This is a genomic window from Streptomyces flavidovirens DSM 40150, assembly GCF_000429085.1.
Classification (GTDB): Bacteria; Actinomycetota; Actinomycetes; order Streptomycetales; family Streptomycetaceae; genus Streptomyces; species Streptomyces flavidovirens.
Genome location: NZ_KE386847.1, coordinates 27,847 through 50,728 on the forward strand (window position 1 = coordinate 27,847; position 22,882 = coordinate 50,728).

Sequence of the window (22,882 nt, forward strand, 5' to 3'; positions counted from 1 at the left end):
CACGTCCAAGGAGGTAAGACGACTTGTGAATGAGTCGACATTTACTCCCGGAGGTGCTCAACCAGGAATGCCTGCACGGGGCCAGGGCCATCGGGGCTCCAGGCTGTCGGCTCCGTCGCTGTCCGCACCTTCGCCACCCATCAGCACATGACGACAGCCCACCAGAGCATGGACGGCCTACACGTGAACGCCATGGCCGGCGACCAGAGTGGGGACAAGTCCACCACCCGCTTCGCCGACTTCGACGAGGTGCCCGAGGGGCACTTCTACGATCCCGATGCCGAGTACGAGCCCGACCCCGAGTACGCGGCCACCCTCGCCCCCGACGCTGCCCGTCAGCGCCGCGAGCGGATCGGCCCCACCGGACGGCCGCTGCCGTACTTCCCGATCCCGGGCCCGCTCACCGATCACGGCCCCGCGAAGATCATCGCCATGTGCAACCAGAAGGGCGGCGTCGGCAAGACGACGTCGACCATCAATCTGGGTGCGGCCCTCGCGGAGTACGGACGACGGGTCCTGCTCGTCGACTTCGACCCGCAGGGAGCCCTGTCGGTCGGCCTCGGCGTGAACCCGATGGAGCTCGACCTCACGGTCTACAACCTGCTCATGGAGCGGGGCATGGCGGCCGACGAGGTTCTCCTGAAGACCGCGGTGCCCAACATGGACCTGCTGCCGAGCAATATCGACTTGTCGGCGGCCGAGGTTCAGCTCGTCAGTGAGGTGGCGCGCGAGTCGACACTTCAGCGGGCGCTCAAGCCGCTGATGGCCGACTACGACTACATCGTGATCGACTGTCAGCCTTCGCTCGGTCTGCTCACCGTGAACGCCCTGACGGCGGCTCACAAGGTCATAGTGCCGCTCGAGTGCGAGTTCTTCGCGCTGCGCGGTGTGGCTCTGCTGACCGAGACGATCGAGAAGGTCCAGGAGCGGCTCAACCCCGACCTGGAGCTCGACGGCATCCTCGCCACGATGTACGACTCCCGTACGGTGCACAGCCGTGAGGTGCTGGCGAGGGTCGTCGAGGCCTTCGACGAGCACGTCTACCACACGGTGATCGGGCGTACCGTCCGCTTCCCGGAGACCACGGTCGCCGGTGAGCCGATCACGACGTACGCCTCCAACTCGGTCGGTGCGGCCGCTTATCGCCAGCTTGCCAGGGAGGTGCTCGCCCGGTGTCACGCCGAGTGAGTCTGCCGGGGGCCGACGAACTGTTCCGCACGACCGGGGGAATGGCGCTGCAGTCGTCGTCCCCGCGGCGCCCGCCCGTCAACGGCGAGGCGCGGGTACCGGGTCCGGCGACGGAGAGTGACTCCGGGGCGGCGGCCGAGCAGTCCGAGAGCACACCGGCCGCTGGTTCCGCCGACGGCCGTGAGGGCACGGAGCACGCCGCCGCCGACGCGGAGGCGGCCGGGCATCGCAGCCGGGCCGTGGAGGGCGACCAGGCGGCCACTGCCGCCGCGAATGCCCGCCGGGCGCCCGAGGGGCAGCCCCCCGCCCAGTCGGCCGCCCAGCAGCGTCCTGCGGGCTCTGCCGGCCCTGCCACGGGGGCGCAGCCGCGGCGCCGGGGCGGGCGCGGGGCGAACCGCCGGCCCAGCGGCCGCGAGCGCCACGACGAGAAGATCACGGTCTACGTCTCGGCCGAGGAACTGATGGACCTGGAACACGCGCGCCTGGTGCTGCGCGGCGAGCACGGGCTCGCCGTGGACCGGGGCCGGATCGTGCGGGAGGCGGTTGCCGTCGTACTCGCGGACCTGGAGTCGCGCGGCGACGCGAGCATCCTCGTACGGCGCCTGCGCGGGCGCTGACCGGACGGGGGGTAGCCTGCGCTGCCCCTGTCCTTGTTCCCCCGCCCCCTGGACCACCGCCATGCCGCCGCGCTCTGACGACTCCGCCGCCCAGCCCGCTGTTTCCCCGCGCCGTCGGCTGGGGCGCGGGCCGGGGGCGCCGGCGCCGGAAGGCGCGGCGGCGGACGGAGCGGATGATCTTTCCCCCACCCCGCCCCTTCCCGAAACCGGGGGCAGGCCCCCGGACCCCCAGTCAGACGGAGCCGAGGCGGCGGGCGGGCGGTTCACCGTTCGGCTGGTGAACTTCGAAGGGCCGTTCGATCTGCTGCTTCAGCTCATCTCGAAGCACAAGCTCGACGTCACCGAGGTCGCCCTGTCGAAGGTCACCGACGAGTTCATGGCGCACATCCGCGCCATGGGGCCCGACTGGGATCTCGACCAGACCACCGAGTTCCTGGTGGTGGCCGCCACCCTCCTCGACCTCAAGGCCGCGCGGCTGCTGCCCGCCGCCCAAGTCGAGGACGAGGGGGACCTCGCGCTGCTGGAGGCGCGGGACCTGCTGTTCGCGCGGCTGCTGCAGTACCGCGCTTACAAGCGGGTCGCCGACATCTTCAGCGAGCGGCTGGACGCCGAGGCCCGGCGCTACCCGCGTACGGTCGGACTGGAGCCGCACCACGCCGCGCTGCTGCCCGAGGTCGTCATCAGCATCGGCCCGGACGGCTTCGCCGGGCTCGCCGTGAAGGCCATGCAGCCAAGGGCCGAGCCGCAGGTGTACGTCGATCACATCCATGCGCCTCTGGTGTCCGTACGGGAACAGGCCGAGGTGGTCGTCGCGCGGCTGCGGGAGGCGGGAGAGGCGACCTTCCAGGTGCTGACCGAGGACGCCTCGGACACGCTCACCGTCGTCGCGAGGTTCCTGGCGCTGCTGGAGCTCTACCGGGAGAGGGCCGTGGTGCTGGACCAGGAGGAGGCCCTCGGGGAGCTCGTGGTGCGGTGGACCGGCGGGGAGGCCGCGCAGCCCGTGGTCACGGACGAATTCGATCAAGTGGTGGAGGAGGAGACAGCATGAGTGAGTCCCCCGCGGTCGCGGACCTCGGCCTCAGGCCCGCCCTGGAGGCGGTCCTCATGGTCGTCGACGAGCCCGCCACCGAGGAGCACCTCGCGAAGGTGCTTCAGCGCCCCCGCGGAGCCGTCGCGGACGCGCTGCGGGAGCTGGCCGACGAGTACGCCGTACAGGGGCGTGGATTCGAGCTCAGGCTGGTGGCCGGGGGGTGGCGCTTCTACACGCGGCCCGAGTACGCGGCGGCGGTCGAGAGCTTCGTACTGGACGGCCAGCAGGCCCGTCTCACCCAGGCCGCCCTGGAAACGCTGGCGGTTGTCGCGTACCGCCAGCCGGTCAGCAGGTCACGGGTCTCGGCCGTACGCGGCGTGAACTGCGACGGCGTGATGCGGACCCTGCTTCAGCGCGGGCTGGTGGGGGAGGCGGGCACGGAACCCGAAACAGGTGCGATCCTGTACAGGACGACGAACTACTTTCTGGAGCGGATGGGCCTGCGAGGCCTGGACGAGCTCCCGCAGCTCGCGCCATTCCTCCCGGAGGCGGACGCGATCGAGGCTGAGACGCTAGAGGGTGTGCCGTCGTTCGATGCGGACGCCCCGTACGCCTCGGACACAAACGCAGACGACAAGACGGAATTTTGATGCGAAGCAGCAGCGGCAGGAACAGCGGAAGCGGTAACGACCGGAATCAGCGGGGCGCGGGCAAGGGGCGCGACGACAAGCAGCAGCGCTCCGACCGCCCGGACCGTCCCCGTCCGGAGGAGCGCCGTTACGACGTCGGCCGTGACGCCCCCGGCGCCCGCGACGGCGGTGGCGCGGGACGCGGTGGCAGCGGCGCCGGTCGTGGCGGCGGCGGCGCGGGCCGTGGCGGAGCCCCCGCCGGGCGCGGTGGCGCGGGTGCGGGCCGTGGTGGAGCCGGCGCGGGCCGTGGCGGTGCGGGCGCGGGCGCCGGGCGCGGTGGAGCGGGCGCGGGTCGTGGTGGCAGCGGCGCCGGCGGCGCCTCGGGCACCGGTAGCCGTGGCGCGTCCGCGCGCGGCGGCGCCAAGGGCGGCCCCAAGGCACCGCAGGGCGGCTTCAGGACTCCCGGCCTGCGCCGTGGCCCGCAGAGTGCTCCCTCCCGTCCGCGCGAGCTCGACGCCAAGCTCGAGGAGCGCGTACGCGAGCGGCACAGCAAGCCCCAGGTGAAGACGCCGAAGACGTTCCCCGGAGCCGAGCAGGAGGGTGAGCGTCTGCAGAAGGTCCTCGCCCGCGCGGGCATGGGATCGCGGCGCGCCTGCGAGGAGCTGATCGAGCAGGCCCGCGTCGAGGTCAACGGCGAGATCGTGACCGAGCAGGGCCGCCGGGTCGACGTGCACAAGGACGAGGTCAAGGTCGACGGCCTGACGGTCGCCACCCAGTCGCACCTCTTCTTCGCGCTCAACAAGCCGGCCGGCGTCGTCGCCACGATGGGCGACCCGGACGGCCGCCAGAACCTCAACGACTACGTCAACAACCGCGAGACGCGGCTGTTCCACGTGGGCCGGCTGGACACCGAGACCGAGGGCATCATCCTGCTCACCAACCACGGCGAGCTGGCCCACCGTCTCACCCACCCCAAGTACGGCGTGAAGAAGACCTACCTCGCCGCCATCCAGGGACCGCTCCCGCGCGACCTCGGCAAGCGGCTCAAGGACGGCATCGCGCTGGAGGACGGGTACGCCCGCGCCGACCACTTCCGGGTCGTCGAGAACACCGGCAAGAACTACCTGGTCGAGGTCACCCTCCACGAGGGCCGCAAGCACATCGTGCGCCGCATGCTGGCCGAGGCCGGCTTCCCGGTCGAGCGGCTCGTGCGGACGTCCTTCGGGCCGATCCCGCTGGGCGACCAGAAGTCCGGCTGGCTGCGCCGCCTCACCAACACCGAGGTCGGCATGCTGATGAAGGAAGTCGGTCTGTAACCGACGCCCCCTTTCACCCCGAGCCCCGGCGGGTTCCTGTACGCACAGGAACCCGCCGGGGCTTTTTGCCGCTTGTGAAACGGGCCCGGACACCTTTATAGTCACTCTGACTATAAAAAACCACCGGCGCGGGCGGTGGGGACCGTGAGCTGTGTCCGGGCTCCCTCGCCATCCCCGTGCGGAGAAGCGATGAACGAAGAGACGAAGTACGACCCGCACGCCTTCGAGCCGTTCGCCGTCACCGTCGACCTCGCCGTCTTCACCGTGCGCGAGAGCCGGCTGCACGTGCTGCTGATCCGGCGGGGACAGGACCCGTACGCCGGGGCGTGGGCGCTGCCCGGCGGCTTCATACTGCCGCGCGAGTGCGCCGGGGACGCCGCCCGCCGTGAACTGGCCGAGGAGACCGGCCTGTCGCAGGAGTCCGCCGCCGCGCTCCACCTGGAGCAACTGCGCACGTACAGCGATCCCGGCCGCGATCCGCGCATGCGCGTCGTCTCCGTCGCGTACACCGCGCTCGTGCCCGGCCTGCCCGAGCCGCGCGGCGGCGGCGACGCGGCGCACGCGCAGTGGATGCCCGTCGGCGGCCTGCCGGAGCTCGCCTTCGACCACGCGCGGATCATCACCGACGCGCGGGAGCGCATCCGCGCCAAGCTCGAATACACCTGCCTGGCCACCGCCTTCTGCCCGCCCCAGTTCACCCTGGGCGAGCTCCAGCAGGTGTACGAGACGGTCTGGGGCGTAGAGCTCGACCGGCCCAACTTCCGGCGCAAGGTGCTCGCCTCGCCCGGCTTCGTGGAGCCGGTGGAAGGGGCGCCCCGGCGTACCGGCGGACGGGGGAAACCGGCCGCGCTCTACCGGGCCGGGACCGCCGCCGCTCTGCATCCGCCACTGCTGCGCCCCGAACGACGATCAGAACGACGACCAGAAGGAGAACGGTCCGTATGAAGCAGGCAGCCACCGGGGCTCTCGTGGGACTCGCGCTCGGGGACGCGCTGGGTTACCCGGCCGAGTTCGACGACGTACCTTCGATCCTCGCCAAGTGCGGGCCGTGGCGGGAGATGGAGCTGCCGTCGCCCGCGATCGTCACGGACGACACCCAGATGACGCTCGCACTGGGACGCGCGATACGCGAGGCGTCGGAGCGCGGCGTCGCCGGTCCCGAGCGGTTCGCGCACCTGGTGCGCGAGGAGTTCGTCGCCTGGTACCACTCGCCGGAGAACAACCGGGCGCCCGGCAACACCTGTCTCGAAGCCTGCCGGCTGCTCGACAGCGACCGGCCCTGGCAGCAGGCCAGTCAGCTCGGCTCCAAGGGGTGCGGGGCCAATATGCGGGTCGCGCCGCTCGGGCTCGTACCGGGGCTCAGTGAGGAGCAGCGCGCCGGGGCGGCGCAGTCGCAGTCGGCGCTCACGCACGGGCACCCGACGGCGCTGGCGGCGAGCGATCTGACGGCCCACGCGGTGCATCTGCTCGCGCGCGGGGCGGAGCCGACGGGGCTGGTGGGGCTGCTCCGTTCGTACGCGTACGAGAACCGCACCCGGTACCACGAGCGCTGGCTCGGCGATCTGTGGACGTACGCCCACGACGCCTCGCCGGAGGCATTCATGGCGCGCGGCTGGGACGAGTGCCTGGCCGTACTGGAACGGCTGGCGGCGGCGCTGCGTACGCCGTCGCCGGAGACGGATCCCTGCCTGGCGACGGGCGACGGATGGATCGCCGAGGAGGCGCTCGCGACCGCGCTGCTGTGCTTCCTGCTCTTCCCCGGCGAGCCGCTCACCGCGCTGCGGCGGGCCGCGTGCACGAAGGGCGACTCGGATTCGATCGCCTGCCTGGCGGGGGCGTTCGCGGGAGCGCACCTGGGTGCACGCGTGTGGCCCGCCGGGTGGGCGGAGCGCATCGAGTACCGGAGTGAGCTGTTGTCCCTCGGCGCGCTCTGGGACGCTTGATCCATGAGCGCGTACGAGTGGCGTCCGCGCCCGGCCCGTCAGCGGGCCGAGGCGCGGCGCGTGCGCAGCAGGAAGTCCTCCACGCGGGGGCGGTCCGGCTCCGCCGGGAGGGGGCTCTTCGCCTCGGCCGCCTGCGCCTCCGCCGCGAGGACCTCCATCCGGCGCTCGACCTCCGGCCAGGCCACTTCGCCGCGCTTGACCGCGAGCAGCCGCTCACGGTCCTCGCCGACCTCGATCACCAGCTCGCCCGTACGCAGCAGATCGCGGCAGCTCCCGAGGAGCCGCAGCAGGTGCATGGCGTGCTTCCAGCGCGGGGCGCCGTGCCGCCGTACGTCCGCCTCCAGCTTCTCGCGCTGACCGGCGGCGTACCGGGCGAACGTCCGGTGGGCCCGGCGGGAGAGGAACGCGTCGCGCAGGGCCAGCAGCTCGCGGCCGGTGGCGTCGACGTGCTCGACCAGGGGGGAGTGCAGGCACTCCAGGATGTTGGGGTTGGCGCGCAGGGCCAGCTCGCAGAAACGTTCCAGCTCCCAGGAGAACTGCTCGGCCGCCGGCCCTTCGACGTGTGTCGGCGGCTTCTCGAAGCGCCAGTACAGCGGCGTCGGCGCGACGAAGACACCGCGCCGGTCCGTGTCGCTGCCGTCCGTCGCCAGGCCGAAGGCGCGCGAGCCCATCACGCAGGAGTAGACCGTGTGGTCGCGTACGAAATCTTCGGGCGTGGGAAGGGTGGCAGGCGTGGCGGCGGGCTCGGTCATGCTGCGGATTGTGCCGCAGTCAGTGCAGCCGGATCGAGCCACTTTCCACGGTGATCTGCCGCTGGGGGAGCGGCCTGCGGGCCGGGCCGGCCGCGACCGAAGCGTCCGCGACCCGGAACTTGCTGCCGTGGCAGGCGCAGTTGATGGTGCCGCCCTCGACACCGGCGACGGTGCAGCCCTGATGAGTGCAGACCGCGGAGAAGGCCTTGAAGGTGCCCTCCTCCGGCTGCGTCACCACGACCTTCTCGCCCTCGAAGACCTTGCCGCCTCCCACCGGGATCTCCGAGGTCGCGACGAGCGCCCGGCCGCCGGGCGGCTCCGAGGGGGCGGGCCCGGTCTCTTCGGTGACCCCGCCGTTCTCGTCGCCGTTCCCGCCGCAGCCGGCCGCCAGCGCGCTGCCCGCCGCCCCGGCGGCGGCCGTGAGGACCGCCCGGCGGCTCGTCACCTTGCCCATCACGTGCTCCTCAAGTCGTCTCATGTGTTCAGCCATGCGTCGGCGGCCCCGGCGCGAAGCAGCAGCATCTTCGCGCCGAACACCTCCAGGACGAAGCACCCGAGGAGCGAAACAGGCACAGAGCGGCGTCCGCAGCCCGAACAGGCCCGCGAAAGCGGGCGGGGCTCCCGCCCAACTACGCTGAATCATGCAGGGGCACACGAGGTACGGAGCGAGGAGCACGACGTGGCAGTACGAGCGGTGCGTGGGGCCGTCCAGCTGGAGCGGGACGAGGCCGGGCACATGAACGAGCAGGTCGGCGAGCTGCTCGCGGCCATCCTGGAGCGCAACGGGCTCACCCCGGACCACCTCATCAGCGTCTGGTTCACGGCCACCCCCGATCTTCACAGCGATTTCCCGGCCGCCGCCGCCCGCAAGCTCGGCATCGTCGACGTACCGCTCATCTGCGCCCAGGAACTGGACATAGCGGGTGCCATGCCCCGTGTCGTACGGATCCTCGCGCATGTCGAGTCGGACCTGCCCAAGTCCTCGGTCTCGCACATCTACCTCGGCGCCGCAGCCGCCCTCCGCAAGGACATCGCCCAGTGAGAACCGCCCTCGTCGTCGGAACCGGCCTCATCGGCACCTCCGCGGCCCTCGCCCTCGCCGGGCGCGGCGTCGCCGTCCACCTCACCGACCACGACCCGGCGCAGGCCCGCACCGCCGCAGCCCTCGGCGCCGGCACCGACGAGGCGCCGGAAGGCCCCGTCGACCTGGCCGTCGTCGCCGTACCGCCCGCGCACGTGGCCGCGACGGTGGCCGACGCCATGCGGCGCGGGCTCGCCCGCGCGTACATCGACGTCGCCAGCGTCAAGGGCGGACCGCGCCGCGAGCTGGAGGCGCTGGGCTGCGACCTCACGTCGTACATCGGTACGCACCCGATGTCCGGCAAGGAACGTTCCGGCCCGCTCGCCGCGACCGCCGACCTCTTCGAGGGCCGCCCCTGGGTCCTCACCCCCACCCGTGACACCGACACCGAGGTGCTCAACCTCGCGCTGGAGCTGGTCGCCCTGTGCCGGGCCGTCCCCGTGGTGATGGACGCGGACGCCCATGACCGCGCGGTCGCGCTTGTCTCGCACACCCCGCAGCTCGTCTCCTCGATGGTCGCGGCGCGGCTCGCGGACGCGGACGAGACGGCGGTACGGCTGTGCGGCCAGGGGATCAGGGACGTCACCCGCATCGCCGCCTCCGACCCCCGGATGTGGGTCGAGATCCTCTCCGCCAACCCGGGCCCGGTGGCGGACGTACTCACCGGTGTCGCGGCCGACCTGGAGGAGACCGTCCAGGCGCTGCGGGCCCTGCAGTCCGCCGACGACGAAAAGCGCCGCAGCGGCGCCGACGGCATCGAGGACGTGCTGCGGCGCGGCAACACCGGCCGCGAGCGGGTGCCGGGCAAGCACGGGGCGGCCCCGTCGGCGTACGAGATCGTCGCCGTCCTCATCAGCGACCGCCCCGGCGAGCTGGCGAGGATCTTCGCCGACGCGGGGCGTGCGGGCGTCAACATCGAGGACGTACGCATCGAGCACGCGACGGGCCAGCAGGCGGGCGTGGTCCAGCTGATGGTGGAACCGGCGGCCGCACCCGGACTGACCGCGTCCCTGCGGGAGCGGGGCTGGTCGATCCGCCAGTAGAGAGCTCCACCTGGAGAGCTCCACCGTCCGTCGGCCAGCGGCCTCCGGGGTTCACGGCGGTGTCCGGTTTGTGGGGGCTTCGCATGGGCGTCGAGGGCGGGCCCGGGGACTCGGTAACCTTGTGTGGGGTCCGTTGGGCCTCCGCCCGCCCCAGCCCGTGTACCAGGAAGGTGTCCTACACCGTGGAAACCGCCGCCCGGACCGCCCCGGCAGCAGTGATTGTCGCCATCGACGGCCCCTCCGGCACGGGCAAGTCCAGCACCTCCAAGGCCGTCGCCGCCAAGCTCGGCCTGAGCTACCTGGACACCGGCGCCCAGTACCGGGCGATCACCTGGTGGATGCTGAACAACGGCATCGACGTCACGGACCCCGTCGCCATCGCGGACGCCGCGGGCAAGCCCGTGATCGTCTCCGGCACCGACCCGTCCGCCCCCACGATCACGGTGGACGGAATCGACGCCTCCGGGCCGATCCGCACCCAGGAGGTCACCTCCAAGGTGAGCGCCGTGAGCGCCGTGCCCGAGGTGCGCACCCTCATCACCGAGCTGCAGCGGTCCATCGCCAAGGCCGCCGGCCCCGGCATCGTCGTCGAGGGACGCGACATCGGTACGACCGTGCTGCCGGACGCGGACCTCAAGATCTTCCTGACCGCCTCTCCCGAGGCGCGCGCCGCCCGCCGCAGCGGCGAGCTGAAGGGCGCGGACGTGTCCGCGACCCGTGAGGCCCTGCTGAAGCGGGACGCGGCCGACTCCAGCCGCAAGACGTCGCCGCTCGCCAAGGCGGACGACGCCGTCGAGGTCGACACCAGCGACCTCACGCTCGATCAGGTCATCGAGTGTGTGGTTACCCTCGTCGAGGGGAAGCGGGCCGCGAAGTGACCGCACCCACACCGCGTGGTGCGGCGGTCGGACGCGGCATCGGCATCGGCCTCATGTACGGGCTGTGGAAGCCCCGCGTCCTGGGTGCCTGGCGGGTGCCCATGAGCGGGCCGGTGATCCTCGCGGTGAACCACTCGCACATGATCGACGGCCCCATGCTGATGGGGACGGCCCCCAGGCCGGTGCACTTCCTGATCAAGAAAGAGGCGTTCGTCGGCCCCCTCGACCCGTTCCTGCGCGGAATCGGGCAGCTGAAGGTGGACCGTACGACCGCCGACCGCACGGCGATCTCCAACGCGCTCGGCGTGCTGGCGGACGGCGGGGTGCTGGGGATCTTCCCCGAGGGCACCAGGGGCGAGGGCGACTTCGCGTCGCTGCGCGCCGGGCTTTCGTACTTCGCCGTACGCGGCGGGGCGCCGATCGTCCCGGTGGCGGTGCTCGGCAGTACGGAGCGCCGCGGCCGGCTCATACGCGGGCTGCCGCCGCTGCGCAGCCGGGTGGACGTCGTCTTTGGTGACCCCTTCGAGGCCGGTGACGGCAGCGGACGGCGCACGCGCAAGGCGCTGGACGAGGCCACCGTACGGATCCAGGAGCGGCTGACCGCCCACCTGGAAAGTGCCAGGCGCTTCACCGGGCGCTGGGCGAGACTTGAGTAGTGGACCGCGCGAATCGGGTGGTCCATCGATGATGATGAACGAGGAACGGACTTCATGAACGACCAGAATCACTCCGGCGACGAGCACGGAGCACTTGGCGACGCCGAGTACGCGGAGTTCATGGAGCTCGCCGCGCAGGAGGGCTTCGACCCCGAAGAGGTCGAAGGCGCGATCGGCGAGGCCGGTCACGGCCCGCTGCCCGTCCTCGCCGTCGTCGGCCGCCCCAATGTCGGCAAGTCGACCCTGGTGAACCGCATCATCGGCCGCCGCGAGGCCGTCGTCGAGGACAAGCCCGGCGTCACCCGTGACCGCGTCACCTACGAGGCCGAGTGGGCGGGCCGCCGCTTCAAGATCGTCGACACCGGCGGCTGGGAGCAGGACGTCCTCGGCATCGACGCGTCCGTCGCCGCCCAGGCGGAGTACGCGATCGAGGCCGCCGACGCGGTCGTCTTCGTCGTCGATTCCACGGTCGGCGCGACCGACACCGACGAGGCCGTCGTACGGCTGCTGCGCAAGGCCGGCAAGCCCGTGGTGCTCTGCGCCAACAAGGTCGACGGCCTGAGCGGCGAGGCGGACGCGACCGCCCTGTGGTCGCTCGGTCTCGGCCAGCCGCACCCGGTCTCCTCGCTGCACGGGCGCGGCACCGGTGACATGCTGGACGCCATCCTGGAGGCCCTGCCCGAGGCCCCGGCCCAGACCTTCGGCATGGCCGCCGGCGGTCCGCGCCGGATCGCGCTCATCGGCCGTCCGAACGTCGGCAAGTCATCGCTCCTGAACCGGGTGGCGAACGAGGACCGCGTCGTCGTCAACGAGATCGCGGGCACCACGCGCGACCCGGTCGACGAGCTGATCGAGCTCGGCGGCATCACCTGGAAGTTCATCGACACGGCCGGCATCCGCCGCCGCGTCCACCTTCAGGAAGGCGCGGACTACTACGCCTCGCTGCGTACCGCCGCCGCTGTCGAGAAGGCCGAGGTCGCGGTCGTACTGATCGACGCCAGCGAGTCCATCAGCGTGCAGGACCAGCGGATCATCACGATGGCCGTCGAAGCGGGCCGCGCGCTGGTCATCGCGTACAACAAGTGGGACACCCTCGACGAGGAGCGTCGCTACTACCTGGAGCGCGAGATCGAGACCGAGCTGGCCCAGGTCGCGTGGGCGCCGCGGGTGAACGTCTCGGCGCAGACCGGCCGTCACATGGAGAAGCTGGTCCCGGCGATCGAGACCGCGCTGGCAGGCTGGGAGACGCGCATCCCGACGGGCAGGCTCAACGCCTTCCTCGGCGAGATCGTCGCCTCCCACCCGCACCCGGTCCGCGGCGGCAAGCAGCCCCGCATCCTCTTCGGTACCCAGGCCGGAGCCAAGCCGCCGCGGTTCGTGCTCTTCGCCTCCGGCTTCCTGGAGGCCGGCTACCGGCGGTTCATCGAGCGCCGGCTGCGCGAGGAGTTCGGCTTCGAGGGAACGCCGATCCACATCTCGGTGCGGGTGCGCGAGAAGCGCGGCCGCAAGAAGTGACACGGAAGGGCCCCGAGCGGGGCTAGGCCGAGTGCCTAGAAGCCCCGACGGGGAGCGGGCGGCAGCGCGGCCGGGAAGCGATTCCCGGTGTGCTGCCGCCCGTTGCTGTGGGGGGTGGTGCTGCTGTCGCTGCTTGTGACGCGCCAGAAGCCGGTGTGCCCGCCGTACGTTCCCTGACCGGTGTGACTCGTGGAGCCCTGGCCGTGGCGCGGTCCGGTGCCGAAGCCCGTGAACCCCAGTTCCTCCTCGCCGCTGCGGTCGCCGGGCAGCGCCCGGAAGGACCTGCGGTACTCCAGGTAGAGCGCGTCGTAGATCGGGGTGTGCGAGGGTTCGGCGCGAGTCTCCCGCGAGGGGCGCATCGCGGGAATCGGGCTCTGGTACGGATGATGGCGTGGGGGGTCGTATGAGTGCACGTATGTGCCAACGACCCCAGCGCCCGTCGGATGCGGGCCGAGCAGGGAATTCCCTGCTCGGCGGGGGTGAGCGGTGCGCAGGGACCCCTCGTGAGGCCCGGGTCCGTCAAGTGCCGGCCAGCGGCATGGCGGCGGCGGCCAGCACTCCACGCGCGGCGGCCCGCTCCAGGGCGCTGCGCAGCAGGTCCTCGCGCGGCTGCTGGCCGATCGAACCGGCGGGCGCGGTGTAGACGAGGACGGTGCTCGACTTGTTGGCCGCCGTCCGCCAGCCATCGGTGACCTGGAGCGGCTGGTGGGCCTGCCACCAGGAGACCGGGCTGCCGCCTGCGGCGCCGGGCTGGAGTACGGCGTGCAGCTGGCCCATGGCGAGCAGGACCGACCAGCCGGGCAGCGGAGCGGGCACCTGGTTCAGGTCGGTGACCGGCCGGAAGCCCTGCTCGGTGACGAGCGCGAGGAACTCGTCGGTGGTGCTGTCGGAGCCGGGGCGGGCGACGGGGCCGCTCGGCTCGACCACCAGCGCCGGGTGCAGCAGGCCGTTGATCAGCACGAGGCCGCTGGTGATCCCGAGCACGGCCTGGCCGGGCGAGCCGCCGAAATTCTCGGCGCCGGGGAGGTCTGGGCTGCCGCCCGTGATGCTGCGTACGGCGCCCTGGAGCTGCTCCTCGGCCACCTGGACGACCTGCGAGGGGATGCACGTGGCGTGGGCGAACGCGAGCACGGCGGTTTCGTCGCCGACGAACAGCACGGTGCTCGTGCGCTCCAGTTCGGAGTCGCCCTGGGTGCGGCAGGAGGTGCAGTCGTAGTTGCCCGGGGCGTTCTCGCCGGCGAGCAGGCGGTCGGCTTCTTCGTTGCCGATCTCGGCGCGTACGTCGTCGCTGACGTCGAGCATGCGCGGCACGGGGGACTCCTCGGACTCGGTGCGGGTGCCGGGCGGTTCCCGGCTCGTCAAGAAGACAACGGGTGATCTGTCGCCGGGGTCACGCGTAGAGGGGAACGGAATCGAACTCGTCGGGCGGGTCGGCGCCCTTCGGCGTCCGGTTGATGTACCGTCCGCCGACCGGGTGGGGCTTGCGCTGTCCGCCGCGCGGCACATGAGCCGATGCGAAGGCGCTGCTTAGCGTGGCGCGATGCCGAAGCTGCCGCAGTCCCGGTGCCTGCCGGTCGCCCTGCTCGCCGTACTGCTGGCCCTCTGCCCGACGGGCGCGCGGGCCGCTTGCCCGACGGGCACCCAGGTCGCGCCACTGCCGCCCGCGCCACCGCCGCCCGCGCCCGTGCCCGGTCCCGGCACGCCGCCGGTGGGCGGCTGCGCCGCGGACGAGTGGCCCTGGGGCTGCCTCGCCGAGTGTGAGAGCGGCGGCGACTGGCACATCAACACCGGGAACGGTTACTACGGCGGACTGCAGTTCCGGCAGTCGACGTGGGCGGAGCACGGCGGGCTCGCGTACGCCCCGCGCGCCGACCTCGCCACCCGCGCGGAGCAGATCAAGGTCGCGGAGAAGGTGCTCGCCAACCAGGGATGGAAGGCGTGGCCCGCCTGCTCCAAGCGCTACCACCTCACCGGCCGGACGCATGTGGTGCGGCCCGGTGACACGCTCGCCTCGATCGCCCGCCGTTACCGGGTGCCGGGCGGCTGGAAGGCGCTCCATCAGGCCAACGCGCAGGCGATCGGTCGCGACCCGGACCGGATCCGTACCGGGACCATGCTCGTCATTCCGCCGGCGACGGGCGGGACCGCGCGTACCGCGGTTCTGACGCCTCCCCGCTGAACACCACTGCTCCGCGGCGCAGTTCATGCACGAAGACGGGCAGCCGCGTCGTCCGGCTCAGCAGAGCGGGTGGCAGTCTCTGCTCCGCCAGCACGACCGTCGTGGTGGGGGCGAGTGCGGCGAGCAGTTCGTACGTACGGGCGGCCATCGGGGGTGACATGCCCTGCGTGGGTTCGTCGAGGAGGACCACGCGGGCGCGGGACAGGAACGCGCGGGAGACCGCGAGCATCCGCTGCTCGCCACCGGAGAGGGTCCCCGCGCGGCGGGGGAGGAGGGGGCGCAGCGCCGGGTAGGCGGTGAGCGCCGGGGAGATGTCGTCTCCCGGTGCGGCGAGGGGTGCGGCGAGGGCGAGTTCGAGGTTCTCCGCGACGGTGAGGGACGGGTGGACGGCGTGCCCGTCCGGTACGAAGCACAGGCCGCGGCGGGCGCGGTCGTGGGCGCGCAGGCGGGTGATGTCCGTGCCGCGCCACAGGACCTGGCCGCCGGCGAGGGGCACCGTACCGGCGAGGGCGCGCAGGACGGTCGTACGGCCGGAACCGTTGCGGCCGAGCAGGACGGTGGGGGCGCCGCCCGCCGGGACGGGGAGATCCACTCCGTGCAGGGCCTCCAGGGGGCCGTAGCGGACGCGGGCGCGGCGGAGTTCGATCTCGATGCTCATGAGGTGATGCGCCCTGCCGTCATGGTGTGCACGGTGTGGGCGATGTCCGCGACCAGGTCGAGGTCGTGCTCGACGACGAGCACCGCCATGCCGTCGGCCGCGAGTGCGGCCATGACGCGGGCCAGCCGCTGCGCCTCGGCCGTGTCGAGCCCGGCGGCGGGCTCGTCGAGGAGGAGCGTGTGCGGGCGGCCCGCGAGCGCCCTGCCGAGCTCGACGCGGCGCAGGGTGCCGGTGGGGAGGGCGGCGGCTCGGTGGTGGCGGACGGGGCCCGCGAGGTCCAGGAGGCGCAGTACGGCTTCCAGGGCGGTGGGGTCGCGATGTCGTACGTGGCCTTGCTCGGCGCCGAGCGCGACGTTCTCCTCGACGGTGAGGGAGGGGAAGACGGCGAGCTCCTGGAAGGTTCTGGCGATGCCGAGGCGGGTGCGGGTGTGCGGGGGTGTGCGGGTGATGTCCGCGCCGTTCAGCTCGACCCGGCCGGAGTCGGGGCGCAGGGTGCCGCTCAAGCAGTGGAACAGGGTGCTCTTGCCGGCTCCGTTGGCCCCGACCAGGGCGGTTACGCGGCCGGGCTCGACGGTGAGGTCGACGCCGTCGAGGGCGGTGTACGCGCCGTAGCTGAGGCGTAGGGCGTGGGCGGTGAGGGGGGCCTGGGGCGAGCCGCCCCGCCGCCGCCTCTGCCCGGCTGCGGGGACCCTGCGCGGCGCGTTCCCCGCAACGCCCCATCCCGCAGCGCCCCTTCCCGCACCGCCACTGCGCGGCTCCGCCACGTGGGGGCTCCGCCCCGTACCCCGGTCCTCAGACGCCGGACGGGCTGGATGTCGCGGGCGGGGGGCGGGGGTTTGGTCGCGGTGGGGGGACGGGGGGCCGGGCGGCCAGGGGTGGCGGCCGAGGAGCACCGCCAGTACGCCGATCAGCGCCGCCGCCGCGCCTCCCCCCACCCCCGCGTCCACGCCCACCAGGAGCGCCGCCGCCGCACACGCGCCCAGGAGGTTGTCGGCGCCCAGGACCACCACGGCCGCGAACCACAGCAGCGCGCGCACCGGGTCGTACGCCGCCGGGTCGAACGCGCGCAGGCCCAGGCCCAGCATGCCGCCGCCCAGGGCGGCCAGCGCCGCGCCCGTGACGAAGGTGAGGAGTTTCAGGGCGGGGACGGGGACGCCCGCCGCCGACGCGCCCGTCTCGTGGTCCCGCATCGCCGCCAGCGCGCGGCCCGTGCGGCCACGGCGCAGCGCCGCCACCGACAGGAGGGCGGCGGCCAGCAGGGTCAGTTCCAGGGCGTAGTACACGCGGTCGGAGTGGAAGCCGGCCGGGCGGTCCAGGCCGAGGCCGGCCGTGGCGTACGGCTGCGCGAAGACGAAGCGGCTCACCGCGACGCCGAACGCGAGGGTGGTGAGGGCCAGGGCGAGACCCCGGCGCCCGATCGCCGGCCAGCCGAGCAGCACGCCGAGAGGGGCCACCAGCACCACCGCGACGGCCAGCGCCGGGAGTTCCGGCATGGCCGGCAGGCCGGGGAAGCGGCCCGCCGCCAGGAGCGCGGTGAAGAGGGCGCCCAGACCGGCGTACGCGGCCTGGCCCAGGGAGATCTGACCGCCCCGGCCCGTCACCACCACCAGTGAGAGGAGGATCACCGCCAGTGCCGGGACCTGGACGGACGTATGGAGGTCGGAGCCCGCGAAGCCGAACGGGAGGAGGAAAAGGACGCCGGCCACCAGCCACGCGACCGGCGGCGTGGGCGGGAGGGCGGGGGCGGAGGTGCTGGGCAGCGCGTCGCGGGTGTCCGTCACGGGCACCGCCAGGGCCGCGATCAGCAGTGCCACCACGAAGAGGTTCGCGCCGATCGCCTGGACCAGCGGCTCGGCCCAGGCGGACGCCGGGTGTACGCGCGTCAACTGCGCCTGCGCCACCCCGATCGCCAGCGCCGCGCCCACCGCGACCGGCAGGTTCCGCATCCGCGCCAGCACCGCCACCGCGATCACCTCGACGACGAGGAGGGGCAGCCCGTAGGGGTCGAGGCGTACGTACGGAGCGAGGAGTACGCCCGTCAGCCCGGCCGTGAACGAGCCGAACGCCCAGCCCGCCGCCGCCACCCGGTCCGTGTCCGTCCCGCCCAGCGCGGCCAGCGCGCGGTTGTCGACGACCGCCCGCAGCTCCCGCCCGAAACGCGTCCACCGCGTCACCGCGCCGACGAGGGCAGCGAGGACCAGTACCGCCGCGAGCTGCGCCCACGGGTCGCCGGAGAGCAGTACGGGCGCGTCCGCGCGGGCTCCCGTGCCCCACAGCAGCGCCGCGCCGCCGACCAGGAGGATGAATACGCCGATCGAGGCCACCAGGGTCTGCGCGGGATCGCTGCCGAGGACCGCGAGCGGCCGGAACACCGCGCGGTCGAGCAGCAGCCCGATGCCGGGCGCGACCACCACCAGCGTCACGGCGGCCGCGAGCGGCAGCGGCCAGTCCCATTCCACGGCCAGTTGGCGCAGTACGTACGCGCAGACCATGGCGATGGCGCCGTGCGCCAGGTTCAGCACGCCGGTCGCGCGGTAGGTGACGATCAGTCCGATGCCGGTGAGCGCCGCCGCGCTGCCGACGGCGAGCCCCGCCAGCGTGAGGTCGTAGGTCAGCGACGACACGGTGTCAGGTCTCGGGGGAGGAGGCCGGCGGTGCGGGTTCGCAGACCGGACAGGGGGCAAGACCGGACGGGTCGTCGGGCGGCGCGGCGCCCGGTTTGCCGGTGACGAGGGGGCAGTCGGGCCGGTGGAGGAGCGTACCGCCGGGGACCCGCACGAGAGGGCCTTCGGCGGACGGCGGCGGCGCGGGTGCTCCTTCCACCGGCTCCGCCCCGGCATCGATGCTCGTCCCAGTCTCGTCCGTGGCCGCCGGCCCCCGGTCGCCGCGCGCGAGGAGCACCGCACCGGCGACGATCAGCGCCGCACCGGGCACCGTGCAGGACGCGATGTACGGGAGCTGCCGCTCGGCGAAGCGCTCGCCGGACACCCCGTACCAGCCGATCACGCAGAGCACGGCCCCGCACACCAGCGCGGCCGGGCCCGCCCACAGCAGAGGGCGCCGGACGGGGCCCGGCGGCCTGTCGTCGCGCGGTCGCGTCCTGTCCACCGATACCCCCTCAAGGCACTTGTCGGGCTGTACGGGCCTGCCCTTCGGGGCGATACGTTGCACTATGCCCGGAAGCGGCAGACCCTGGAAGCATCGGGCCGAACGGCCCGGTCGGACACCCGGTGGTGAGCCAGATGGTCCTCGGCAGACACGGCAGACACCCTCGAACAGCGGCTTGGGCGGCCGCCGCCATGCTGATCCTGGTACCCGCTGCCGCCGCGTGCGGGGACGACAACGGCGCCCCCGAGGCGCCGCCGCGTTCCCCCGCCGTCGGCACTACCCCTCCGGCGACCCCGGAGGGGGACGCGCCCGCCGACCCCGCGGCGGCCAGGGCGGCGGTCGAGAAGAGCTGGAAGACGTTCTTCGACCCCGAGGCGTCGGTGGAGACCAAGGCGAAGGTGCTGCAGAACGGCGAGCGGATGCGAACCCTGCTGACCGCCTTCGCCGATGACCCGAACGCCCAGAGGTCCTCGGCGGACGTCAAGGACGTGAAGTTCACCTCCGCCACCGAGGCGGATGTGACGTACGACCTGCTCGTCGGTGGACAGCCCGCGCTGCCCGACAGCAAGGGCACCTCCGTCCTCCAGGGCGACGTGTGGAAGGTCTCCGTCAAGACCCTGTGCGCGCTGGTCCAGCTCAGCGGCAATGCGCCTGTTCCTCCGGGCTGCTGAATGCCTGCTGCTCGCGGCGCTCCTCCTGCTGGGCGCCGCGTGCGGCAGCAGGCTGCCCGAGCGCGACTTCGAGGGCCGCCGCAGCGCCCCGCCGCCCGCCCGGAAGGCCGAGCCGGTACGTATCGGCATCATCACCAGCGCCACCAGCCCGGTCGGCGGCGCGGCCTTCACCGGACCGAGGGACGGCGCCCTGGCCTACTTCGACGCGCTCAACGCCCGCGGCGGCCTCGACGGCCGCGAGGTCGAGGTCTTCACCTGCGACGACGGCGGCAGCGGCGTCGGCAACAACGACTGCGTGCACCGGCTCCTCGCCGAGCGGAAGGTCTTCGCGCTGGTCGCGACGACGGTCCTGGAGTACGCGGGCGCCCCGCGCGTCGCCGCCGCGGGCGTCCCCGACATCGGCGGCCAGCCCATCGGTCCGGCGTACGACACCTACCCCCACCTGTACGGGATCTACGGCAGCGACGCCCCGCGCACCGGCGGCGAGCCGGGCTGGAACGGCATGCTCTACGGCGGCACCGAGGTCTACCGCTACTTCAAGCGCGAGCACGGCGCGCGCACCGCCGCCGTGGTCTCCTACAACCAGGCCGCGTCGGCGGCGTACGCCCGGCTGGTCACCAGGGGCCTGCGGGCCGAGGGCTACCGGGTCGTCACGGAACAGGTCGACTTCGCCCTGCCCAACTTCCGTGCTGTCGCGGCGGACCTCAAGGACCGCGGGGCCGACCTGGTGTTCGACGCGATGGACACGCACGGCAACGTTCAGCTCTGCGAGGCGATGGACGCGGTCGGCGTCGAGATCACCGCCAAGGTCACGAATGTGCAGAACTGGTCGTCCGCCGTTTCCGAGGATTTCAGGAACGCGCCGCGCTGCCGCAACGCGCTGTGGGCCACCGGATCGAGCCGCAGCTACGAAGACGTGGGCCATCCGGCCGTACGGGAGTTCCGCGAGGCGATGCGCGAGGCGGGGAAGGACCGGGAGCTCTCCCAGTGGCAGTTGGAGGGCTGGGCGGCCGCGATGTGGTTCACGGACGCCGCGAAGTCGTGCGGACGGGCGCTCACGCGCGCGTGCGTCGAGGCGTACCTGAACCGCGAAGAGCCGTACACCGCGCGCGGACTGCTGCTTCCCGTGTCGTACGAGCGACGGGCCGAGCCGCCCGCGACGCGGCACACGTGCCTGTCGGTGGCGCGGTGGCGGGACGGGGCCGGATGGGTGACGCAGGGGGGTGACATGACGCGCAACTGCTTCACCGTTCCGCAGCTTCCCTACCGGCCCTGATGCGTGGAACGGCGGTTTGGTTGCCTGCTTGTGCTATCGATGTCACAACCGTATTGGAACGATTTGATGCGGCCCAGACCAATCGGTTTCAGCCCAGTACAGTCCATTTCTGTAAGCAGGCGGACAAGATCGGTCCGCTGAAGATCTGGGGGTCTCGTCGGCGTATGCACATCTCTTTCCTGCTCCACAACGCGTACGGCATCGGCGGGACGATCCGTACGACGTTCAACCTCGCCCGGGCGCTGGCCGAGCAGCACGACGTCGAGATCGTCTCGGTCTTCCGCCACCGCGACGAGCCGGCGATGGGCGCGCCCGCCGGCGTACGCCTGGACTATCTGGTGGATCTGCGGAAGAAAAGCCACGGATACGACGGTGACGACGCGCGGTTCGCGCTCCCCGCCAAGGTGTTCCCGGCAGGCGACGGCCGCCACAAGCAGTACAGCCGCCTCACCGACGCCCGTATCGCCACGCACCTGAAGTCCACGGAGGCGGACGTCGTCGTCGGCACCCGCCCCGGACTCAACGTGCACATCAGCCGGCAGACCAGGCGCGGCCCGGTGCGGGTCGGCCAGGAGCACCTCACGCTCGCCGGCCACAGCTACCGGTTGCGCCGCGAACTGAGCCACCGCTACGGCATGCTGGACGCCGTCACCACCGTCACCGAGGCCGATGCCCACGCGTACCGCACCCGCCTCAAGCTGCCGGGCGTACGGATCGAAGCCGTGCCCAACAGCGTGCCCGCGCCGCTCGTCGCCCCGGCCGACTCCAGCGCCAAGTGGGTCGTCGCGGCCGGCCGGCTCCACAAGGTCAAGCGGTACGACCTGCTGATCAAGGCCTTCGCGAAGGTCGTCACCGCCCGGCCCGACTGGCGGCTGCGCGTGTACGGCAGCGGCGACGCGAGCGGCAACGAGAAGAACGCCCTGCACGCCCTCGTCGCCGAACTCGGGCTCCACAACCATGTCTTCCTGATGGGACCGGCCAACCCCATCGAACCCGAGTGGGTCAAGGGCTCGATCGCCGCGGTCACCTCCGACCACGAGTCCTTCGGCATGACCATCGTCGAAGCGATGCGCTCCGGACTGCCGGTCGTCTCCACCGACTGCCCGCACGGACCCGGCGAGATCATCACCGACGGATCCGACGGGCGGCTGGTGCCGGTCGGGGACACCGACGCGGTCGCCGACGCGCTCCTCGGACTGATCAACGACGACGAGCTGCGGCGCGCCATGGGCGCGGCCGCGCTCGAAACCTCCGCCCGCTTCGATCCGGGACCCATCGCCGAGCGCCACGAGGCACTGTTCACCGAACTGGTCTCGCGCGGCTCCCACGGCCGCTCCCGCAGCCGGACCCACGACGCGCTGTACCTGGCCAGGGGAGCGGTGCTCGACGGGGCGTACTCCCTCCGCTACAAGGCCGCCTCCGTGCTCCGGAAAGGGCAGACCGCATGACCAGCACCTCGACCCGCACGGGACCCCCGCGCGCCGACTGCATCGCGGACTCCGCGGGCGGCATCACCTTCGACATCGTGGGGGACGCGTCACCGGGCGCCGCGCTCGTACTGCGGCGGCGCGGCGGGAAGACGGCCGCGGACGTCATGCGGCTGCCGCTCACGCCCGCCGGGGAGGGCCGGCTGCGAGCAGTGCTGCCGAGCACGGTGGAGCTGCCGGAGGGGCGCTGGGACGCCTTCACCACGCACGGGGACGAGGACGCCGGGGAACAGCGCATCGAGCCCGGCATCAGGGACCTGCGCTCGCTCGTCGACCGTGCCCCGGACCCCGGGCGCGCCCAGGTCGCCGTACGCATCCCGTACCCGACGCTCGACGGCAAGCTCGCGGTGCGCAGCTGGCTGCGCGCGCCGCACGCCGAGGCCGGCGCCCTCACCTTCGCGCGGGGTGCGATGACGCTGGAGGGGCGGCTGTACGGCGCCGGGCCCGGCGGCGCGATGGTCGTCGAGGCCAGGTTGCGCGGCGCGAAGAAGGACGTGTACCGGGCGCCGGTGACGGTCCGGGACGACGGCACGTTCACCTTCACCCTGGCGTACGAGCCGCTGGCCGAGGGGCGCGGCGACGAGCAGCGGCTGTGGGACCTGTGGCTGTGCCCGGCGGACGCGGAGCCCGGACAGGCGGCCGGGATACGCGTCGGGCGCATCCTGGACGACGTGTGGGACAAGAAGGGCGTTTTCCGCTACCCGGTACGGCCGGTCGAGGGCCCGAAGGTGACCCGGCCGACCACGGCGTACCCGTACTTCACCGTCGACAACGACCTCAGCGTGCGGCTCGACACCGCGAAGCAGGAGCGGGAGCAGGGGCAGGGGCAGGGGCAGAAGTAGAGCAGCACGGCCA

The 22,882-nt window shown here is 72.7% G+C and carries 23 protein-coding genes and 1 pseudogene; 17 read left to right on the plus strand and 7 right to left on the minus strand.

Annotated elements, in window-relative coordinates; translation table 11 throughout:
- Window positions 1-67: 67 nt before the first annotated feature.
- From G412_RS0132035 to G412_RS0132065, 7 genes and pseudogenes are all read left to right on the plus strand, one after another.
- Window positions 68-1,188: pseudogene (locus G412_RS0132035) on the plus strand (ParA family protein).
- A complete protein-coding gene (locus G412_RS0132040; protein ID WP_028815607.1) occupies window positions 1,185-1,805 on the plus strand; it encodes a hypothetical protein in 621 nt (206 codons plus the stop codon). Before G412_RS0132035 ends, G412_RS0132040 begins: the two are co-directional and overlap by 4 nt.
- A 61-nt stretch (window positions 1,806-1,866) precedes the next feature.
- A complete protein-coding gene (locus G412_RS0132045) occupies window positions 1,867-2,853 on the plus strand; it encodes a segregation and condensation protein A (protein WP_028815608.1) in 987 nt (328 codons plus the stop codon).
- Complete coding sequence (gene scpB, locus G412_RS0132050) at window positions 2,850-3,485, plus strand: SMC-Scp complex subunit ScpB (RefSeq protein WP_028815609.1); 636 nt, start codon at window positions 2,850-2,852, stop codon at window positions 3,483-3,485. Before G412_RS0132045 ends, scpB begins: the two co-directional genes overlap by 4 nt.
- Complete coding sequence (locus tag G412_RS0132055; RefSeq protein WP_028815610.1) at window positions 3,485-4,780, plus strand: pseudouridine synthase; 1,296 nt, start codon at window positions 3,485-3,487, stop codon at window positions 4,778-4,780. The genes scpB and G412_RS0132055 overlap by 1 nt, the downstream gene beginning before the upstream one ends.
- A 189-nt stretch (window positions 4,781-4,969) precedes the next feature.
- Window positions 4,970-5,725, plus strand: a complete 756-nt coding sequence (locus tag G412_RS0132060) for an NUDIX hydrolase (RefSeq protein WP_028815611.1) — start codon at window positions 4,970-4,972, stop codon at window positions 5,723-5,725.
- Entirely contained in the window at window positions 5,722-6,723 is a 1,002-nt protein-coding gene (locus G412_RS0132065) for an ADP-ribosylglycohydrolase family protein (RefSeq protein WP_028815612.1), read from the plus strand. Before G412_RS0132060 ends, G412_RS0132065 begins: the two co-directional genes overlap by 4 nt.
- Window positions 6,724-6,761: 38 nt before the next feature.
- Here the strand turns inward: G412_RS0132065 and G412_RS0132070 are convergent, their stop codons facing one another.
- Both G412_RS0132070 and G412_RS0132075 read right to left on the minus strand, forming a co-directional pair.
- Window positions 6,762-7,475, minus strand: coding sequence for a nucleotidyltransferase domain-containing protein (locus G412_RS0132070; RefSeq protein WP_028815613.1), 714 nt, complete (start codon window positions 7,473-7,475; stop codon window positions 6,762-6,764).
- Between the two features lie 19 nt (window positions 7,476-7,494).
- Window positions 7,495-7,953, minus strand: coding sequence for a Rieske (2Fe-2S) protein (locus G412_RS0132075; RefSeq protein ID WP_244283353.1), 459 nt, complete (start codon window positions 7,951-7,953; stop codon window positions 7,495-7,497).
- A gap of 201 nt (window positions 7,954-8,154) precedes the next feature.
- Here G412_RS0132075 and aroH point away from each other — a divergent pair, with 201 nt between their 5' ends.
- The 5 genes from aroH (at window position 8,155) to der (ending at window position 12,648) form a co-directional block, all read left to right on the plus strand.
- Window positions 8,155-8,517, plus strand: a complete 363-nt coding sequence (gene aroH / locus G412_RS0132085; RefSeq protein ID WP_028815615.1) for a chorismate mutase — start codon at window positions 8,155-8,157, stop codon at window positions 8,515-8,517.
- Window positions 8,514-9,599: a prephenate dehydrogenase gene (locus tag G412_RS0132090; RefSeq protein WP_028815616.1), complete on the plus strand. Its 1,086-nt coding sequence runs from the start codon at window positions 8,514-8,516 to the stop codon at window positions 9,597-9,599. Before aroH ends, G412_RS0132090 begins: the two co-directional genes overlap by 4 nt.
- A 170-nt stretch (window positions 9,600-9,769) precedes the next feature.
- Entirely contained in the window at window positions 9,770-10,477 is a 708-nt protein-coding gene (gene cmk, locus G412_RS0132095; RefSeq protein ID WP_028815617.1) for a (d)CMP kinase, read from the plus strand.
- Between the two features lie 53 nt (window positions 10,478-10,530).
- Window positions 10,531-11,133 carry a lysophospholipid acyltransferase family protein gene (locus G412_RS0132100; RefSeq protein ID WP_078607604.1) on the plus strand — a complete coding sequence of 201 codons (603 nt, stop codon included), beginning with the start codon at window positions 10,531-10,533 and terminating at the stop codon, window positions 11,131-11,133.
- Between the two features lie 54 nt (window positions 11,134-11,187).
- Window positions 11,188-12,648 (plus strand): ribosome biogenesis GTPase Der, encoded by a 1,461-nt coding sequence (gene der, locus G412_RS0132105; RefSeq protein WP_028815619.1) that lies wholly within the window; start codon window positions 11,188-11,190, stop codon window positions 12,646-12,648.
- Between the two features lie 35 nt (window positions 12,649-12,683).
- On the opposite strand, the gene G412_RS0132110 is transcribed toward der, so the two are convergent.
- Together G412_RS0132110 and G412_RS0132115 are read right to left on the minus strand one after the other, a co-directional pair.
- Window positions 12,684-13,007 (minus strand): hypothetical protein, encoded by a 324-nt coding sequence (locus G412_RS0132110; protein WP_051338746.1) that lies wholly within the window; start codon window positions 13,005-13,007, stop codon window positions 12,684-12,686.
- Between the two features lie 160 nt (window positions 13,008-13,167).
- On the minus strand, window positions 13,168-13,959 hold the full coding sequence (locus G412_RS0132115; RefSeq protein WP_028815621.1) for a hypothetical protein: 792 nt from the start codon (window positions 13,957-13,959) through the stop codon (window positions 13,168-13,170).
- Window positions 13,960-14,188: 229 nt separating this feature from the next.
- On the opposite strand from G412_RS0132115, the gene G412_RS0132125 reads away from it, so the two are divergent.
- Window positions 14,189-14,827 (plus strand): LysM peptidoglycan-binding domain-containing protein, encoded by a 639-nt coding sequence (locus tag G412_RS0132125; RefSeq protein WP_028815622.1) that lies wholly within the window; start codon window positions 14,189-14,191, stop codon window positions 14,825-14,827.
- On the opposite strand, the gene G412_RS0132130 is transcribed toward G412_RS0132125, so the two are convergent.
- From G412_RS0132130 to G412_RS0132140, 3 genes are read right to left on the minus strand one after another with little or no spacing between them, the layout of a single operon-like run.
- Window positions 14,769-15,485, minus strand: coding sequence for an ATP-binding cassette domain-containing protein (locus G412_RS0132130; RefSeq protein ID WP_028815623.1), 717 nt, complete (start codon window positions 15,483-15,485; stop codon window positions 14,769-14,771). The genes G412_RS0132125 and G412_RS0132130 overlap by 59 nt on opposite strands.
- Entirely contained in the window at window positions 15,482-18,109 is a 2,628-nt protein-coding gene (locus G412_RS36990) for an ABC transporter permease subunit (RefSeq protein ID WP_037650659.1), read from the minus strand. The genes G412_RS0132130 and G412_RS36990 overlap by 4 nt, the downstream gene beginning before the upstream one ends.
- Window positions 18,110-18,113: 4 nt before the next feature.
- Window positions 18,114-18,593, minus strand: a complete 480-nt coding sequence (locus G412_RS0132140; RefSeq protein ID WP_051338747.1) for a hypothetical protein — start codon at window positions 18,591-18,593, stop codon at window positions 18,114-18,116.
- Between the two features lie 191 nt (window positions 18,594-18,784).
- Between G412_RS0132140 and G412_RS0132145 the strand changes: the two genes are divergently transcribed.
- The 4 genes from G412_RS0132145 (at window position 18,785) to G412_RS0132160 (ending at window position 22,869) form a co-directional block, all read left to right on the plus strand.
- The gene (locus G412_RS0132145) at window positions 18,785-19,264 is read left to right on the plus strand and encodes an MTB12 C-terminal domain-containing protein (RefSeq protein ID WP_244283354.1); all 480 of its coding nucleotides are present in this window, start codon (window positions 18,785-18,787) and stop codon (window positions 19,262-19,264) included.
- Window positions 19,239-20,540, plus strand: coding sequence for an ABC transporter substrate-binding protein (locus G412_RS0132150; protein ID WP_028815626.1), 1,302 nt, complete (start codon window positions 19,239-19,241; stop codon window positions 20,538-20,540). The genes G412_RS0132145 and G412_RS0132150 overlap by 26 nt, the downstream gene beginning before the upstream one ends.
- Window positions 20,541-20,704: 164 nt before the next feature.
- Window positions 20,705-21,988 (plus strand): glycosyltransferase family 4 protein, encoded by a 1,284-nt coding sequence (locus tag G412_RS0132155; RefSeq protein WP_028815627.1) that lies wholly within the window; start codon window positions 20,705-20,707, stop codon window positions 21,986-21,988.
- Complete coding sequence (locus G412_RS0132160; RefSeq protein WP_028815628.1) at window positions 21,985-22,869, plus strand: hypothetical protein; 885 nt, start codon at window positions 21,985-21,987, stop codon at window positions 22,867-22,869. Before G412_RS0132155 ends, G412_RS0132160 begins: the two co-directional genes overlap by 4 nt.
- The last annotated feature ends 13 nt before the right edge of the window (window positions 22,870-22,882 follow it).

Excerpts from the sequence above, each read along its gene's own strand:
- G412_RS0132045 (WP_028815608.1), top strand. The coding sequence starts at position 1,867 with ATGCCGCCGCGCTCTGACGACTCCGCCGCCCAGCCCGCTGTTTCCCCG.
- scpB (WP_028815609.1), top strand. The coding sequence starts at position 2,850 with ATGAGTGAGTCCCCCGCGGTCGCGGACCTCGGCCTCAGGCCCGCCCTG.
- G412_RS0132055 (WP_028815610.1), top strand. The coding sequence starts at position 3,485 with ATGCGAAGCAGCAGCGGCAGGAACAGCGGAAGCGGTAACGACCGGAAT.
- G412_RS0132060 (WP_028815611.1), top strand. The coding sequence starts at position 4,970 with ATGAACGAAGAGACGAAGTACGACCCGCACGCCTTCGAGCCGTTCGCC.
- G412_RS0132065 (WP_028815612.1), top strand. The coding sequence starts at position 5,722 with ATGAAGCAGGCAGCCACCGGGGCTCTCGTGGGACTCGCGCTCGGGGAC.
- G412_RS0132070 (WP_028815613.1), bottom strand. The coding sequence starts at position 7,475 with ATGACCGAGCCCGCCGCCACGCCTGCCACCCTTCCCACGCCCGAAGAT.
- G412_RS0132075 (WP_244283353.1), bottom strand. The coding sequence starts at position 7,953 with ATGAGACGACTTGAGGAGCACGTGATGGGCAAGGTGACGAGCCGCCGG.
- G412_RS0132100 (WP_078607604.1), top strand. The coding sequence starts at position 10,531 with ATGTACGGGCTGTGGAAGCCCCGCGTCCTGGGTGCCTGGCGGGTGCCC.
- der (WP_028815619.1), top strand. The coding sequence starts at position 11,188 with ATGAACGACCAGAATCACTCCGGCGACGAGCACGGAGCACTTGGCGAC.
- G412_RS0132110 (WP_051338746.1), bottom strand. The coding sequence starts at position 13,007 with ATGCGCCCCTCGCGGGAGACTCGCGCCGAACCCTCGCACACCCCGATC.
- G412_RS0132125 (WP_028815622.1), top strand. The coding sequence starts at position 14,189 with ATGCCGAAGCTGCCGCAGTCCCGGTGCCTGCCGGTCGCCCTGCTCGCC.
- G412_RS0132130 (WP_028815623.1), bottom strand. The coding sequence starts at position 15,485 with ATGAGCATCGAGATCGAACTCCGCCGCGCCCGCGTCCGCTACGGCCCC.
- G412_RS0132145 (WP_244283354.1), top strand. The coding sequence starts at position 18,785 with ATGCTGATCCTGGTACCCGCTGCCGCCGCGTGCGGGGACGACAACGGC.
- G412_RS0132150 (WP_028815626.1), top strand. The coding sequence starts at position 19,239 with ATGCGCCTGTTCCTCCGGGCTGCTGAATGCCTGCTGCTCGCGGCGCTC.
- G412_RS0132155 (WP_028815627.1), top strand. The coding sequence starts at position 20,705 with ATGCACATCTCTTTCCTGCTCCACAACGCGTACGGCATCGGCGGGACG.
- G412_RS0132160 (WP_028815628.1), top strand. The coding sequence starts at position 21,985 with ATGACCAGCACCTCGACCCGCACGGGACCCCCGCGCGCCGACTGCATC.